A 15,696-nucleotide genomic window follows, 5' to 3' on the forward strand; every position below is an offset into this window, starting at 1 on the left:
GGTCCAAGAAATGGGAGGCAGTTCACGGCCCCGCGCGTCCCTGAGCCTGCGCAGCGCCCGGACGCTGCGCCCCCGCGCCCGGCGCATCTCGCCCCCGCGCCGCAGCGGGCCACGGACGGTCCGGCAGCCGGCACGGCGGATGATGCCGCAGCCGGCGGGGCCCCGCTCCGTTCGGCCCCCGCCCCGGCGGGCGCCCCTGCGGGGGAGCCCCGTTCCTCAGATGACCCCGGGGCCGTCCACGCGTTCGGCCATCCGGGCATCCCCGAGGACTTTCTCGCCCGCGACCGGGCCGCCCACCCCCACGGCGAGGGCCGCCGCCGGTCGGCGACGGATGCCGTCCGCAGGTCCGTGGAGGGCATGGACCGTCGGGCGCTGCGCCGCGCCGGCGCCCTTATCGTCGCGGCGGTCGCCCTTGTCGCCGCGGTCGGTCTCGCCTGGAACGCCGATACCCAGCTCCGTCTGCGCGCCGAGCAGGCGGCGCAGGGAGGCGGTGACGCCGGCTCGGACGATGCGTCCCCGATCGCGCTGCCGGCCGAGGGCTTCGGCGGCGGGTTTCTGACCCGCGCGGGGGACGAGCTCCTCTGGGCCGCCTCCGACGGCATCTACTCCGCGTCGAAGGACGCGCTCGTCTCGGGCGATGTGCAGCCGGAGGCCGTCGTGGAGGGTGTCGACGCCGATTTCCTGTATGCGGACGGAGGCGGCTCGCTCGTCTTCGTCGCCGACGGCGCGCGCCTGTGCCGTATCTCGGAGGTGGGCGCGGGCGATGCCGAGGAGCTCTACGCGGCCGCCGACGGCGCGCGGATCGACGGGTTCGTCCTGCGCGGCGGCACGGCCCTCATCGCGGTGACGGGTCCCGCCCCCGAGGGCGGTGACGCCGCGTCCGGCGCGGGGGAGACGGCCGCGGGCCCGGAGGACGATGCGACGCGCGACGCGGCGGACACGGTGTCCCTGCTCGCCGCCGACCTGACCGCCGCCGGGGCGCCGGCGTGGGCGACGGTGCTGTCCGTCCCCGCGGACCGCGCGTGGCTGTTCGATGCGGGAGGGCGGGTCTCCCTGCTCTCGACGGACGACGCCTCGTGGTCCCTGCGCGCCGCCGACGCATCGGGCATCGACGCCTCAGGTGCGACCGCGGCGGCGTTCCGCGAGCTCATGCACGGCGGCGAGCGCATCGAGGCGGCCTTCTTCGACGGGGAGGAGCTCTACAGCACCGCTGGCGACGGGTCGGGCGCGGTCCGCACCGCGCGCCAGGAGCTCGGCGGCGCGTTCGACGACTACCAGGCGGTCGCGGGCGTCCCGCTCATGGCGGGCGGCTCGTCCGCCTGCGTCATGGTCACCCAGAACGGCGGGCTCGCATGGGTCGACGCCGGCACGGGGTTCCTGAACGACATCTCGACGGTCCTCGACGGGCTCGGGTCCGAGCCCGGTCCCTCGACGTGCCGCCTGGCGGTGGACGGCACGACCGCGTTCCTGCTGGTCGAGTCCGCCGCCGGCCACGGGACGCTCGCGGCGGTCGACCTCGACGCCGACCCTGTCGGCGCGGACGTCATTGTAAAGTAGGGCTACGGCGGATCGCCGGGAAGGAGCGAACGATGTATTGCGGTAACTGCGGGGCCAAGAACGACGACGGCAACGACTTCTGCATCCAGTGCGGGGCGAACCTCAAGCAGTTCATGGCCCCCGGCGCGCCCGGGGCCGCACCGGGGCCCGCGCAGCCCTCCGCCCCCCCAGGTGAGGACCCCGGCGCCGGCGCGCCCGCGCCGCGGCGACGTGGAGATCCCGCGGGGGAAGCCCTACGAGCCGCCGGTCCGACCCCTGCCCGCCCGTCCGGCGCAGGACCGGGCCGCCGCCCCCGTGCGCTCGCGGGCGGACGCGGGCTTCGCCGTGCCCCGCCCCGCCGACCCGGCGCGCCGGCAGGTCGCTCCCTCGCATGCGCGCCCGTCGGGCAACCCCACCTCCGGGCAGCTCCCGTCCATCGTGGCCGACCGCCCGCGCTCGTCCTTCGAGCCCCATCTCACCCTCATCCGCTCCAACGGGACGCGCTACCGCATCACCGAGTTCCCCGCGCTGGTGGGCAAGGGGTCCGCGGCGAACGTGCGCATCGGCGGGAACACCGCCATCTCGCGCGTCCATGCGAGCATCGCGTTTCTGGGGACGGGGTTCTCGATCGAGGACAAGGCGTCCACCAACGGCACGGGCATCAACGGCAACGCGCTCGCCCCGGGGGAGCGCGTCAAGCTGAACGACGGCGACCGCATCACCCTCGGTGACGAGGACTTCATCGTCGAGATCAAGTAGCTCCCCCGCGAACGGAGGCCGCCATGCCGACGCCGAGGGGGCGCGGATGCGCAAGCGCCCGCGTCCCCTCGGCGTCGTTCGCCTATGGAGTTGGAATCGTTTCGCGGTCCGTCTGGCGGCAGGGACCGTTCCCGTGGGACCCGGCTATGCCGTCGCGCTGTTTCGCACGGGCCCGTTCAGGGCGTCGAGCATGCGGCGGAAGGAGTCCTTGAGGTTCGCCCCCTGGTCGACGGAGCGCTTCTCCTTCTGGGGGCGCAGGGATGCGCGGGGCTTCGGGGCCTCTTGCCGATCGGTGCGCTCGTCTTTGGAGAAGGCGGTGGGGGAGACGAGGAGGCCGGTTCTCTGTGTCGGGGGGAAGGAGAATCGGTTCGCACGTTGGGATGGCTGCAATGATGACCATGTGCTCGCTGCATGTCGGGAAGAATGCATGCCGGGCCTCCTCGCTCATCCACCACGTCGCGCTATCCGGTGTCGCTGCTGTTCGGATGCGCTGAGCCCATTATGCCCGCGGGTGCGCCTTAAGGCCGCTTAAGCATCTCTTACGCCTGTTTGTCCGTTATGTGATTGCGCAGGTGGGGCGGGGAAAGAGGCGCAGCGCGCGACCCCCGGGGGCTTCTGCCGTATGTGCAGAAACTGTCGAGGGATGCGCCTCGGCGCGGTGCGTGCGCGCCGGAAGGCCGTGGGGCGGGGGAGGCGGTGCGGGCAGATGCCGCGGTCTTCGCCGGACGGCCCGCGGGCGCCGCCCGGGCCCTCCGATGTGCCCGCGGGCCCCGGTGCGCGTCGGAGCGCGGGTTGCGGTCGATGTAATGATCCGCAATAAAACGCTGCGCACGTGCCGGGATGTGCTACGTTTGATACATCCGCAGGAGGGGTGCGGATGCGCCGTCCGAACGGGGCGGTATGCTGTGATGCCGCGGGGGCGGTCCGTCCGCGCCTTCGGTAACGGGTCAGGGGGTGCTCGATGTTCCACGTTGCGATCTTGGAGGACGATCCCCGGCAGGCAGAGTCGCTCGCGCGCATGATCGAGGCCTCTCCCTGCGCCTCGCGCGTGGAGATCGTCGGGGTCGCCCAGCCAGCCGTCTCGCTCGCCGAGGCCTTCGGGGACGGCGTCGACATCCTGTTCGTCGACATCCAGCTCGGCGAGGCCCGCGCCACCGGCATCGACCTCGTCGACGCGCTCGCCCCGCGCGACGGGAGCATGCAGGTCATCTACGTCTCGGGCTACCTCGAGTACGCCTCGGACGTCTACCGGACCAAGCACACCTGGTTCCTCCCCAAGCCGGTCGAGCAGAGCGCGCTCGACGCGGCGCTCGAGCGCGCCATCGACAACCTGGAGCAGGCCCAGCAGCAGCCCCTGCTCGTGCGCGCCTCCGGCTCGCTCATCCAGATCCTCCCGCAGAACATCGTCTATGTGGAGAGCGAGCGCCGCAAGGTGCGCATCCACGAGCGCGGCCGCGTGATCGAGACCTACGCCAAGATGTCCGACATGGAGGCGAGCCTTCCGCGCCAGTTCGCGCGCTGCCATAAGAGCTTCCTGGTCAACATGAGCTTCATCTCCGAGCTCCGCGCCCGCGACCTCGTGCTGCTCGACGGGACGGTGCTCCCGGTGAGCCAGCGCTGCCACAAGGCGCTGCAGCGCTGCTTCATCGACCACGTGGGACGCTCCGTGTAGGGCCGCCGTGTCGGAGCTCGCGGCCTACATCCTCGTCCAGGCGAGCACCTTCGCCGTGACCATGGCGCTCGCCGGCGGCATGGCGATCATGCTGCCGATCCCCCGGCGCGTCCGCTATTTCGCGGCGATCGGCGCCGTGGGGCTCGTCTTCCAGCTCATCGGGTCGTCCGATGGCCTGCTCCGCGTCCTGAGCTTCGCCTCGTTCACGGGCTTCACGCTCGCCTCCTGCACGGGCCCCGTGCGCTTCCGGGTGCTCGCGATGGCCCTCGTCTACACCGCGGCGATCGCGGGGGAGGCGGTGTGCTCCGTCGTCAGCGTGGCCCTGCTGGGCGGCTTCGATTTCTCCATGGCGTTCCAGCTCGCGCATCCGGTGGAGTTCCTGTTCATCAGGCTGCTGGACACGGCCCTGATCATTGCGGGCTCCTACGCCTCCGCTCTCCTGTCCCGCCGCGTCGTCCACGGCGGCGAGTCGCGCCGTGCCGCCCTGATGATCCTCTTCATGCCGCTGCTCCAGGTCGTGCTGCTGATGGGGGCGCTCTACCTCCAGCTGAACGTCACCGGGATACATGCGGCGCTCTCGGCGGGCATCGCCGCGGCCGCCCTGCTGTTCTTCGCCGCCGACGTGCTGCTCGTGGTCACCATCGAGCGCATCGGGCAGGCGAGCGCGGAGCGGGAGCGCGCCCGCGCCATGGAGCGGCAGCTCGACGGCTATCTCGAGCAGTACGCCGTCCTCGCGCGGCGCAGCGCCGCGATCGCGCGGCTGCGCCACGACGCCCGCAACAACGTGCAGGTCATCTCCGCCCTCCTCGACCGCGGCGCGTACGGGGAGGCGTCCGCGTACGCGGGGGAGTGCGAGCGCACGCTCGCGAAGCCGGACGGGCGGTGAGCGCCGTGGAGAAGGTCCTCTTCGCGCTCTCCTCGCTCGCGATCGTGCTCGCGGCGGTGCACCTGCTCGTCGCGTCCCGCCACCGGTCGCCGTCGTATCGCGCACTGATGCTGCTGTTCCCGGTGAGCCAGCTCGCGGTGGTCGCGCTGACGGCCGCGGCGGTGCGGTGGCTCCAGGCGGGCTGGGGCTACTCGTGCTTCGTCTCGCTGTGCGGCCTGGTCGCGGCCGTGTACGACCCGCTGCTGTTCCGCGTGTTCGCCGAGGCTGAGGAGCGGGAGGCGGCCGCGGAGTACGCGCGGACCGTGGAGGGCCAGCTCGAGGTCCAGCGGGAGCACCTGGCGCGCATGCGGGAGGCGGGGCGCGACGCGGAGGAGATCAGGGCGGAGCTCGCCGGTCTGTTCGGCGAGCTCCGCGGCGCCCTCGATGCCCGCGACCCCGAGCTCGCGCGCACCCTGCTGCGGAAGGCGACCGACGTCGTGCCCCCGGCGGGCGCCTCGTTCTGCCGCAACCCCGCCGTCGACGCCCTGCTCGCCTCCAAGCTCACCCGCTGCCGCGAGCTGGGGGTGGAGCTGAACGTCCAGGCGGGGATCCCGATGGCGCTGACGCTGCCCGACCTCGAGGTCTGCGCGGTGCTCTCCAACCTGATCGACAACGCCGTCGACGCCGTCCGGGGGTTCGCGCCCGCCCGGCGCTGGGTGCGCGTCGTCTCCCGCGAGGCGCAGGGGTATCTGGTGATCGCGGTGGAGAACCCCGCCGACCGCGCCCCGCAGCGCAGGGTCCGCGCCGCCCTCGAGCTGGGGGAGGACGGGAGGATCCCCGAGCACGGCTGGGGGATCTCGATCGTGGAGGGCGTCGCGCGCCGGCACGCGGGCGCGGTGACGACGTCGTTCGAGGACGGCGTCTACACGGTCCGCGTGCTGCTGCACCTGTAGCGGCGCCGGGCCCCGGGGCGCATCCGCCCGCAGGCGGGACGGTCTCGTTGCAGATGCCGCCTGCGACCCGCCCGCGGCTCGATCCCGACCGCTCGCCGAAGGTCCGGGGCGGACAGGGGGTCGGTGAATAAGAACGCCATCAGGTGGAATAACAAGTATGGACAAAGGGTCCTCCCCACCGAGAGAGCAGCTCGGGAGTGCCTTCGAGAGGCGGGGAGGTCGGAGAGCCGGGGGACGGGCGCGTCTCCCGGCTCTCTTCGTCTGCACGGCTTCCGCGCGGTCTCAGCGTCCGGGCCGCGCCGCGCGCACCTGCTCGATCACGTGTTCCATGGTTTCATCGATGCGGTCGCGCTTGAGCTGGCACTCCCAGACCGTGATGGCGGTCCATCCGAGCTCCTCCAGCTCGGCGAGGGCGCGGGCGTCGCGTTCGACGTTGCGGCTGAACTTCGCCTCCCAGAACTCGGTGTTGCGCTTGGGCGTGCTCGGATGGCAGTGGGGGCACCGGTGCCAGAAGCAGCCGTTGACGAAGATCGCGACCTTCCTCCCCGGGAACGCGATGTCCGGGCGCCCCGGGGCCTTCTTCCACTGCAGCCGGTAGCCGGTGAGGCCCGCGGCGCGCAGGCGCTGCCGCACGAGCATCTCGGGCTTCGTGTCGGCGCGCTTGTTGCCCTGCATGGACCTGCGGATCGCGGCGCGGCGGCGCACGAGCTCGGTCTCGGCCTCCTGCGCCTCCCCGTCGGATCGCGCGGATGCGGCGAGGGCCCGGACGAGCCCGATGTCGGCGGGCATCCAGTCCAGCGATTCCAGTGCTCCCCGGTCGACCCAGCGCAGGTCGAGCTGCCGGTCGCTGCGCTGCGGCTCGGTGTTGGCGCCCTCGGGGTCGATGCGGCAGAAGAAGCAGCTCATGGAGAGGTGGAAGTCGTCGTAGTCGTATTCCACGGTGTAGAAGTCCTGCAGGTCCGTGACCTGGATCCGCAGCTCCTCGGAGAGCTCGCGGGCACATGCCTGCTCGGGGGTCTCCCCGCGCTCGACCTTGCCGCCGGGGAACTCCCAAAGGCCCTGCATGGAGCCGTATCCGCGCTGGACCGCCAGGACCTCGTCCGGGTTGCCGTCGCGCCGGATGATCCCCGCCGCCACATGTACCGTCTTCACCGCTGAGCTCCGTCCTCCCATGCCGATGCGCCCGCGGCGTCGTCGTCGCGGGCGCATCGGCATTGTACAGCGTCCGCGCCTCGCCGCCTTCCGGCGGGCGCTGGCGGGCCGGCTGACGCTCCGCTGCGGGCCGGCGCGCCCTGCGGGATGCCCGCTGCCGAGTGAGAGGCGGGGCGCTCGCGGCGACCCTCGCATCCCGGCCGGCGCGCCCTGGGCCCCCTCCGGCCTCCGGTGCCCCGTCGGGCGTCCGACCCCCTCTTAAGCCTTCCGTAACCAACCTTACGAAATCGCAACGCACATGTAAGTCAAATCGATGGCTGCGCCGGAGGCTCCCTGCGAGTATAGGGTCAGGAGGTGGTTGTCATGGAGGCAACGAACATGAACCGGTATCGGCCCAACCCCTATGATGTTCAGGATGAGAAGCGAAGCGTGGGGATGTCGGCGGTCGAGATGGTCCTGTGGCTGCTCGCGATGGCAGCGCTTTCGATCGCCATGATCTGGCTTCTGTGGAACGCGTCGCGCTGAAGGCGCGGCGCTGCAGCATCCGGCGGGCGCCGCGGTTCGCATCCGCGGCGCCCGCGGTACCGTACGACTTGAGTGAAAGGACCCATCACATGGGAAACACCATCGTCGACCCCCGCGACAGGGCATCAGCTGGCGGCGTCTACGTCGGCGGCGCGGCAGCCGGGACCCCGGTGCCGCCCGCGGCCCCCGGCGCGCCGTCGCAGCCGTGCGTCCACGTGACCCTTCCCACGTCCCCGCACACCGGGGCGTCGGCCGGCGCGCCGGCGTTCGCGCACCGGGCGCCCCAGGGGCCCGCGCAGGCGCCCGTGCTCGACGTGCGCCATGTCGAGAAGGTCTACGGCGCCCGCAACAACGTGACGCGCGCCCTCGCGGACGTCTCGTTCACGGTCATGCGCGGCGAGTTCGTGGGCATCATGGGCGCCTCGGGCTCGGGCAAGTCGACGCTGCTCAACTGCGTGTCGACCATCGATGCCGTGACCAGCGGAAACGTCTTCGTCAACGGAGCGGACGTCACCGCGATGAAGTCCTCGAAGCTCACCCGGTTCCGCCGCGAGCAGCTGGGCTTCATCTTCCAGGATTCCAACCTGCTCGATACGCTCACCGCCCGCGAGAACATCGCCCTGCCGCTCACCATCAGCCGCGTCCCTGCGGCCGAGACGCTCAAGCGCGTCGAGGGCGTCGCCGCGCGCCTGTCGATCACCGAGGTGCTCGACAAATACCCCTATCAGATGTCCGGCGGCCAGCAGCAGCGCGTCGCGGCGGCCCGCGCGCTCGTGACCGACCCGGCGATCATCATGGCTGACGAGCCGACCGGCGCGCTCGACTCCAAGAACGCGCGCTTGCTGCTCGAGTGCTTCCAGACCATGAACCGCGAGCTGTCCGCCACGGTCCTCATGGTCACGCACGACAGCTTCGCCGCCAGCTACACGCACCGCGTGCTGTTCATCCGCGACGGGCGCATCTTCACCGAGCTGCGCCGCGGCGCCTCCAGCCGGCAGGAGTTCTTCAACCGCATCATGGAGGTCGTGGCTATGATGGGCGGGGAGGGTTCCGATGCTCTGTAAGCTCGCATGGGGCAACGTGCGGCGCGCCGGCAGGGACTACCTGGTCTACCTGCTCACGCTCACGCTCGCCGTCACGGTGTTCTACGCGTTCAACACCGTTTCCATCCAGGTCGACCTCGCGGGCATCGCCAACGAGGGCCTGGCCGAAAGCCTCGGCGGCATCATCTCGGGCCTGACGGTCTTCCTCGCCCTGGTCATGGGCTTCCTCATGGTGTACGCCAACAACTTCATCATGAGGCGGCGCAAGAAGGAGTTCGGCCTCTACCAGGTGCTCGGTATGAGCCGCGGGCAGGTCGCGCGGATCATGGCGCTCGAGACCGTGTTCGTGTCGCTGGCGGCCCTCGTCCTGGGCGTCCTTCTGGGGCTCGCCCTGTCGCAGGTCATGACGTTCTTCACTGCGTCGCTGTTCAAGACGCAGATCGCGGACTTCCACTTCTTCTTCTCGGTCGACGCGTTCGTCATGACGGTCGGCTGCCTGGTTGCCATCTTCCTCGTCACGCTCGTGTTCAACCTGCGCGTGGTGGCGCGTGCCCGCGTCATCGACCTCATGAGCGCGTCCCGCCGCAACGAGACCATCAAGACGCGCAACCCCTGGGTCTCCGCCGCGATCTTCGTGGTCGGCGCCGTCGCGATCGGGGTGGCCTACGCGCGCCTACTGCACGACGGCCTTCCCTACGACGGCACGAGCGAGGGCATGCGCGAGTTCCTCATCACCACCGTCACCGTCGTGGTCGGGACCATCCTGTTCTTCTTCGGGCTCTCGGGCTTCCTGCTCAAGGCGCTCCAGGGCGTGCGCGGCCTGTACTGGCGCGGCCTCAACATGGTCACGATGCGCCAGCTCGCCGCCAAGGTGAACACGGTGAGCTTCTCGATGGCCGTGATCGCGATGATCCTGTTCCTCGCCATCACGGCGGTCACGACGGGCATGTCCATCGCCGACGTCATGAACGCCAGCGTGGAGCGCGGAACGCCGGTCGACTACACCACGGCCATCACGTATTACAGCGACGAGCTGGCCGCCGAGCTGAACGCCGACCCCACGGCGACGGGAGGCGAGGGCGGCGCGGTGTTCGGCGCCGCCGAGCAGCCCATGGACGTCATGGAGATGAGCGCCCGCCAGACCGTCGATGCGGATACGGCTGAGGCCCGTCCCTTCGACCTCGCGTCCATCACCGATTCCTCAGTGCAGGTCGACCTCTACGATTCGACCCCGCGCGGGGCGTCCATGCCGGTCGTCACCCTGAAGGACCTGTGCGACCTCGTGGACATGCCGCTGCCCCAGGGCACGGAGAGCTCGGATGTCGCCTCCCTCGGCCTGATGGTGATCTCCGAGAGCAACTACAACGAGTACCTCGCGTTCCGGGGCATGGAGCGGATCGACGTGGGGGCGGACGGCTACACGCTCCTGAGCGATATGGGCGAGACCGTCAACAGGATCTACGATGCGGTCCTCGGGAAGGGCGTCGAGCTTACGATCGGCGGGAGGACCCTCAGACCGGTGCAGGACCGCGTGAACGCCGACGCGAGCGTGTTCATGAACTCGATGATGGGGATGAACTCCGGAACCATCGTGCTGCCCGATGAGATGCTCGCCGAGCTCGACCTGCCCCCGTATATGAGCTACCTCATGGTGAACTACGCGGAGGGCGTCGACCCCCAGGACGCCGAGGACTACATCGACGCGCCCCGGACCTACGGCGATGTGACCGACGCATCCGGGCGCATCGTGGGCGGATGGGGCATGGAGGCCACGCGGACCGAGACCTACCAGGGGGTCGACTCCATGAATGGCCTGATCAGCTACCTCGCCATCTACATCGGCTTCGTGCTCGTGGTGGCCTGCGCGGCGATCCTCACCATCCAGCAGCTCTCCGGGGTCTCCGACGCCGGCTCCAACTACCGCATCCTCTCCAAGCTGGGCACCTCGCGGCGCGAGATCGGGCGGTCGGTGCTCGTGCAGCAGACGATCTTCTTCGTCTTCCCGCTCGTGGTCGGCATCGCGCACTCCGCGATCGCCCTGTCCATCATCGTCGACCTCGTGGCCGTGTTCGGCGGCCTGACCATCGAGGGGACGGTCGGGTTCACGGCGCTCATCTTCCTGATTGCCTACGGCGGGTACTTCGGCGTGACCTACCTCATGAGCCGGGGCATCGTCCGGGACGCCGTGCGCACCCGGCACGCGGAGTAGCCCTGCGGGGCTCCGCTGACGCCGTGCATCGGGCCCGTCCGCCGAGGCGGGCCCGGTGCGTTCAAGCGGCGCCGCCGGCCGCGCAGCGTTCGAGGAAGGCTCGGATGAAGTATGGGATCGGTGTCAAGCCGGTGAATCGGAGGCGACTAGATAATGCTCGGTGAGATCCGATGGGATGCGGTGCTGAGGAGCGTGACCGATACGTGGCTACCGCTGCTCGGATGGCTCGCGGCGGGGGCGGTCGTATGGCTGCTCGTGCGCCTGTGGCGCCGAAGCGATTGACCTCGGGCGGGGTTCCACGGGGGGGCAGCGGCGGTGCGGCGGACGTGTGCGGGATTCCGAGCCCATTGTCGACGAGGCTCGACAGGCTGTGTCGAGGGTATTCATACCGATTGGAGAAAACAAAGGTTGCGCGGGCTGATTATGCACGCGAAAACCGGAGCGTCACATTCCGAAGCGAAGCGAGAGGCCCAGCGCCGTGGTAAACGATTTTACTGTAACGTTAAAACAGCCCCGATAGAGTAGGGTCGAGCAGAGGCTCTGGGAAACCGCAGGTACAGAGCGTGCCGATAAGCCGGGCTACTCGCGAGGGTCGAGTTTAACGTTACAGTAATTTTCCGCATACGCTGAGAGGGGCGTTTCCCGGCGGTTCGACCGTCGGGATGCGGGTTTGCGCAGCTGTTCCGGGCATGGGCGGTTCCAGGCACAGATGAAAAACGCGCCCGCAGGCGAGATCGCCTGCGGGCGCGTTCATGTCACGCGATGGTCCTCCCGGACCGATCTGTCCGGGTTCCCAACTAGGCGCCGAGCTTACCGAACAGCTCGCTGCGGTACGAGGAGGCCTTCTGATCGAAGGAGGCCTCGTGGCCCAGGTAGGCGCTGTTGGAGACGCCGGGGGCGGTCACGTTGTACTCGCCGGCGAGCAGGCTGCCGATGCAGGAGAAGAACTTGGCGGTGGAGTGGGCGAAGAGGTTGATGGCGGACATGGGCTGCTCCTTTCAAGAGACGCGTTCTATGGGTGCGGAGGCGTCCGTGGACGTGCGGAAACAACCCCCGCCGATTTGCCGAAGCAAGTGTAGCGAGCGCCATTTCCGCAGGCAAGTACCTCATTTTTCGACCCGCCGAACGTCATGTTCCGCGCGCATTTCCGTCAAGATTCGGTCATCTTTCGCTTTAAGGGGAAACAGTCTCGCTGCACATGCTTTCCTGTGGGAGAGCAGAAATATGGAGACGCCTTCATACTTCATCCAGTGTCGTCCACAAGGACTCCACATATGGCCAACACCAACGGCCGTCTTGCTACGTTTACCGGAGTAAAGCGACCGTCTGCCGACGGCTCCCTAGGGTGAAGCGACCGCCCGCCGATGACCCCCCCCCTTGGGTATCCAGGCCGGAGCCGGAAGGGCTGCTGCGCTGCGATCCCGCCAGCATGGGGGCTTGGATTGCACGCGGGGGATGCAGATTCGTGATGGGAGCATATCCCGTCAAAGCATCATGCGAATCTTTCGATTGCTGGTTCCGTTTGAGGCGCTATGGGAGGCGTTGCGCCGATCTGCCCGTAATCGAAAAAGCGGCAGCCTGCTTTACCAGGAGGTTTAATCCTGCTACTTCAGAAGATCAGGATGAATGTGCCAGCTATCGAAGAAAAGGCAGGCCGCTTTTCCGCTGGCTCCGACCATACGAACGGAAGGGCGCGGGAACGGAAGAGCGGGGAAGATGAAAGCTGGACGAGCTGCAAGCAGGTCTCGTCGCGCCGTGTCCTAGCTCTGCCAGAAGTCCAGCACGAGCGCCTCACGGCTTTTCTGCCCGGTCTTCACCAGGATGTTGTGCACGTGCGCCTTGACGGTGCCCACGGCGAGGAACAGCTCGTTGGCGATCTCCTGGTTGTTCTTGCCCAAGATGACCAGACGCAGCACCTCGGCTTCGCGTGCCGAGAGCTTGTGGGCCTCGCGGTAGAAGGGCATCTGCTCGTCGATATGGCGCTCGAGGTCGCTGACCTCCTCCTGCACCGGCACCTCCTTCATGCGGACCGACAGGACGTTGATCGCGTTGCGCACGAGGCAGACGGCGAAGAAGATCACGAGGATGTTCTCGGAGAAGTTGCGTTCGGACAGGTACAGCGGGAGCCAGTCGGGGTAGGCGCTCATGGGTGCGATGAGGATCACGAACGTGTCCTCCAGAAGGACGCATACCGTGAGGGCGATGGTGATGATCAGGGGCCGTTTGAAGCGGTCGAGGCGCAGGCGGTAGGCCTTGTCGGTCGAGCGGTAGTACGCGAACAGGCAGTAGCCGTACACGAAGAACAGGAAGACCTGGCGCGAGGTGTAGTACAGCCACTGCTGAATCTGGCCTTCGGGGAAGGCGAGCAAGATCACGGCATTGGAGAGGACGAAGCAGCCGATGGGGACGGCGAACAGCCGTTTCGATCTGCAATCGAGCGCATCGAGGACGATCGCCCAGAGACAGGCGTTGAGCGCGGCGACGATAAGCGTTCGGACAACAGGCATGGATATCTCGTAGTACAGGAGCGGCTCGAACGGCAGATTCTGCGAGGTGAACTCATAGAAGAAGATCTCGGCGATCTCGACGCCGTACAGGGCGAAGACGCCGCATGCGTAGAGGTAGATGCGCCGGCGTGAGGACAGGTAGGTCGCGATGGAGATGGCGGACGCCAAGACGCAGACAACCAGCAGACCGAGCGTGTAGAAGAAGAATATCGAGTCCATGGCCACCGCCCTGCGTCCTCGGGTTCATATAATCACCATGCTACCAGCGCGCGGGCGGATGATGCACAAGTAATCTTCGGACGCTGAATCTACCTGCAAGTTTAATTTGGTTTACATGAGATATAGGTCCGCGGGCGCCGGTCATCCCCTCAAGGGCGGGGACGGGCGGCGGATCGATGGGAGCCGGGCGGGGGATCGAAGGCGGGTCCTTCGGGGTGCGGCGGGCTCATGCGACGGATGCCCGCAGACCGCGCGGGAACCATGCGGCGGATGCCCGCAGCCAATGTGGGGCCGTGCCGAGAATGCACGCAGGACGAGCCGGGGCATCGGACGGCGGGCTGCGCAGCGCCGTAAGCGGCACGTGCGGGGCGCCTGCAGATCGAGGGCGCCGGACCGCGGAACTCGCGTGCATGGTAGCACGGTTCGATCCGCGCGCAAAGACAGCGCGGGAGTGCGTCGATTCCCGCCGCCGGCACGTCGGGGAGCCCGCATCCGAGGCCGGAGCGCGATATCGATCGGGATAAGGGGGCGGTTGATTGAAGGTCGAGCGGCATCCGCGAATCAACGCGGCGGCACGGGGCGTGTGGAAGCCCCATCGAAAGGTGCGCCGCCCGCCGGCGAAAATCGCCCACTGGCGTTATACAGTTAAATTTCTTGTTTTCCGCGAACGGTCCAAACGAGCGGACAAAACGAAACCTTCACCCGTTCTACCTGCGGGATTACAAGCGGTTTACCCCGGTAATATTTCCGCAAACGGCCTTTAATCCACCGTAAACTCACACTTTTGCGCTTCCGGGTAAAACAATGGAGTCAGCAAAGCGGCCGGCGCGAGAGCCGCGGCGGGATCTCCGTCCTTCACGCGGGCCGTTCGGACATCGTCTCGGGCATCAGCCCAAAGAAGAAGGAGGAGACATGGTCAAGGATTTTATCGACACCAATGATTTCACCAAGGAAGAGATCCTCGCCATCGAGGATCTGGGAATCGCCATGAAGAAGGCCATCAAGGAGGGCGGCTTCTATCCGCACCTGCTCCGCAACAAGAGCCTCGGCATGATCTTCCAGCAGGTCTCCACCCGCACCCGTCTCTCCTTCGAGACGGCCATGACCGACCTCGGCGGCCATGCCCAGTTCTACGGCCCCGGCACCATCCAGCTCGGTGGCCACGAGTCCCTGGGTGACACCGCCCGCGTCATGGGCGACCTGCTCGACATCATGATGGCGCGCGTCGACCGCCACAAGGACGTCGCGGGCCTCGCCGCCGGCTCCGCCGTGCCGGTGATCAACGGCATGTCCGAGTTCAACCATCCCACCCAGGAGATGGGCGACCTCATGACCATGCTCGAGAACCTGCCCGAGGGCAAGAAGATCGAGGACTGCACCCTCGCCTTCATCGGCGACGCCACCCAGGTCTGCGTGTCGCTCATGTTCATCTGCTCCAAGGTCGGCATGAAGTTCGTCCAGTTCGGGCCCAAGGGTCATCAGATCAGCGACGGCGCCCTGCACGTGGGCACCCCCGAGGAGCGCGCCGAGTTCGGCAAGAAGCTCATGGCCATCGGCGAGGAGAACTGCAAGGTCTCCGGCGGCACCATCACCATCTCCGATGACATCGAGTGCATCAAGGGCGCCGACTTCATCTACACCGACGTGTGGTACGGCCTGTACGACGAGGAGGTCTCGGGCGAGAACTACATGGACGTGTTCTACCCCAAGTACCAGGTCACCATGGACATGATGAACTTCGCCGGCCCGAACTCCAAGTTCATGCACTGCCTGCCCGCCACCCGCGGCGAGGAGGTCGTGGACGAGGTCATGGACGACCCCGAGCGCTCGCTGTGCTGGGTCGAGGCTGAGAACCGCAAGCACTCCATCCGCGCGCTGCTCGCCGCGCTGGGCGCCCGCACCCCGCTGAACGACGATGACGTCGACTACGTGGGCAAGGAGGAGCTGCACGCCGCGCTCGCCAAGATCGAGGCCCTGCAGGCCTAATCGAGCCCTTTCCCCGGGACGCTCGGTGCCGCAGCGGCGCCGAGCGCCCCGCCTGCGGGCGGTGGATGCTCGTCTCCTGCCTCCCGCCGACCTGGCCGGTATCCCGGGTCGCTCCCATTTCGCTGAGCTCAGGGTGCGTCCCGGGGTGCCGGCCCCAACGACTGAGCAAAGGATTACTACCATGGCAGAAAAAGCTAAGAAGCTTTCATTCCTGACCGTCATCTCAACGGTTATCTGCGTTGTGTTCGTGTGCGAGGCCGCCGCCCCCGC

General features: G+C 68.1%; 13 protein-coding genes and 1 pseudogene. 11 read left to right on the top strand and 3 right to left on the bottom strand.

The window, feature by feature from the left end; translation table 11 throughout:
* Nucleotides 1-357 precede the first annotated feature (357 nt).
* The 6 genes and pseudogenes from PHA29_RS09070 to PHA29_RS09090 all read left to right on the top strand — a co-directional run bounded on the left by PHA29_RS09070 (nucleotide 358) and on the right by PHA29_RS09090 (nucleotide 5,785).
* The gene (locus tag PHA29_RS09070; protein ID WP_270849274.1) at nucleotides 358-1,557 is read left to right on the top strand and encodes a hypothetical protein; all 1,200 of its coding nucleotides are present in this window, start codon (nucleotides 358-360) and stop codon (nucleotides 1,555-1,557) included.
* 32 nt (nucleotides 1,558-1,589) lie between these two features.
* Nucleotides 1,590-1,655 (top strand): annotated as a pseudogene (locus PHA29_RS10665) (zinc-ribbon domain-containing protein); the annotation flags it as partial.
* Nucleotides 1,656-1,767: 112 nt separating this feature from the next.
* The gene (locus PHA29_RS09075) at nucleotides 1,768-2,295 is read left to right on the top strand and encodes an FHA domain-containing protein (protein WP_270849276.1); all 528 of its coding nucleotides are present in this window, start codon (nucleotides 1,768-1,770) and stop codon (nucleotides 2,293-2,295) included.
* 961 nt (nucleotides 2,296-3,256) lie between these two features.
* Nucleotides 3,257-3,967, top strand: coding sequence for a LytR/AlgR family response regulator transcription factor (locus PHA29_RS09080; RefSeq protein WP_270404420.1), 711 nt, complete (start codon nucleotides 3,257-3,259; stop codon nucleotides 3,965-3,967).
* 7 nt (nucleotides 3,968-3,974) lie between these two features.
* Nucleotides 3,975-4,853 (top strand): hypothetical protein, encoded by an 879-nt coding sequence (locus tag PHA29_RS09085; protein ID WP_270404422.1) that lies wholly within the window; start codon nucleotides 3,975-3,977, stop codon nucleotides 4,851-4,853.
* Nucleotides 4,854-4,858: 5 nt separating this feature from the next.
* The gene (locus tag PHA29_RS09090) at nucleotides 4,859-5,785 is read left to right on the top strand and encodes a sensor histidine kinase (RefSeq protein WP_270404423.1); all 927 of its coding nucleotides are present in this window, start codon (nucleotides 4,859-4,861) and stop codon (nucleotides 5,783-5,785) included.
* Between the two features lie 282 nt (nucleotides 5,786-6,067).
* On the opposite strand, the gene vsr is transcribed toward PHA29_RS09090, so the two are convergent.
* Nucleotides 6,068-6,937 (bottom strand): DNA mismatch endonuclease Vsr, encoded by an 870-nt coding sequence (gene vsr, locus PHA29_RS09095; protein ID WP_270404425.1) that lies wholly within the window; start codon nucleotides 6,935-6,937, stop codon nucleotides 6,068-6,070.
* A gap of 363 nt (nucleotides 6,938-7,300) precedes the next feature.
* On the opposite strand from vsr, the gene PHA29_RS09100 reads away from it, so the two are divergent.
* The 4 genes from PHA29_RS09100 (at nucleotide 7,301) to PHA29_RS09115 (ending at nucleotide 10,996) form a co-directional block, all read left to right on the top strand.
* The gene (locus tag PHA29_RS09100) at nucleotides 7,301-7,462 is read left to right on the top strand and encodes a hypothetical protein (RefSeq protein WP_270404428.1); all 162 of its coding nucleotides are present in this window, start codon (nucleotides 7,301-7,303) and stop codon (nucleotides 7,460-7,462) included.
* Nucleotides 7,463-7,551: 89 nt separating this feature from the next.
* Nucleotides 7,552-8,526 carry an ABC transporter ATP-binding protein gene (locus tag PHA29_RS09105; protein ID WP_270849277.1) on the top strand — a complete coding sequence of 325 codons (975 nt, stop codon included), beginning with the start codon at nucleotides 7,552-7,554 and terminating at the stop codon, nucleotides 8,524-8,526.
* Nucleotides 8,516-10,714 carry an FtsX-like permease family protein gene (locus PHA29_RS09110; protein WP_270849279.1) on the top strand — a complete coding sequence of 733 codons (2,199 nt, stop codon included), beginning with the start codon at nucleotides 8,516-8,518 and terminating at the stop codon, nucleotides 10,712-10,714. Before PHA29_RS09105 ends, PHA29_RS09110 begins: the two co-directional genes overlap by 11 nt.
* A gap of 153 nt (nucleotides 10,715-10,867) precedes the next feature.
* A complete protein-coding gene (locus PHA29_RS09115) occupies nucleotides 10,868-10,996 on the top strand; it encodes a hypothetical protein (protein ID WP_270404432.1) in 129 nt (42 codons plus the stop codon).
* A gap of 515 nt (nucleotides 10,997-11,511) precedes the next feature.
* On the opposite strand, the gene PHA29_RS09120 is transcribed toward PHA29_RS09115, so the two are convergent.
* Together PHA29_RS09120 and PHA29_RS09125 are read right to left on the bottom strand one after the other, a co-directional pair.
* Complete coding sequence (locus PHA29_RS09120) at nucleotides 11,512-11,700, bottom strand: hypothetical protein (RefSeq protein ID WP_270404434.1); 189 nt, start codon at nucleotides 11,698-11,700, stop codon at nucleotides 11,512-11,514.
* Between the two features lie 774 nt (nucleotides 11,701-12,474).
* Nucleotides 12,475-13,440, bottom strand: coding sequence for a helix-turn-helix transcriptional regulator (locus tag PHA29_RS09125; protein ID WP_270849281.1), 966 nt, complete (start codon nucleotides 13,438-13,440; stop codon nucleotides 12,475-12,477).
* A gap of 912 nt (nucleotides 13,441-14,352) precedes the next feature.
* On the opposite strand from PHA29_RS09125, the gene ptcA reads away from it, so the two are divergent.
* Nucleotides 14,353-15,426 carry a putrescine carbamoyltransferase gene (gene ptcA / locus PHA29_RS09130; RefSeq protein ID WP_270404439.1) on the top strand — a complete coding sequence of 358 codons (1,074 nt, stop codon included), beginning with the start codon at nucleotides 14,353-14,355 and terminating at the stop codon, nucleotides 15,424-15,426.
* The last annotated feature ends 270 nt before the right edge of the window (nucleotides 15,427-15,696 follow it).

Origin of the sequence: Candidatus Collinsella stercoripullorum (assembly GCF_027669965.1) — a bacterium.
GTDB classification, from domain to species: domain Bacteria; phylum Actinomycetota; class Coriobacteriia; order Coriobacteriales; family Coriobacteriaceae; genus Collinsella; species Collinsella stercoripullorum.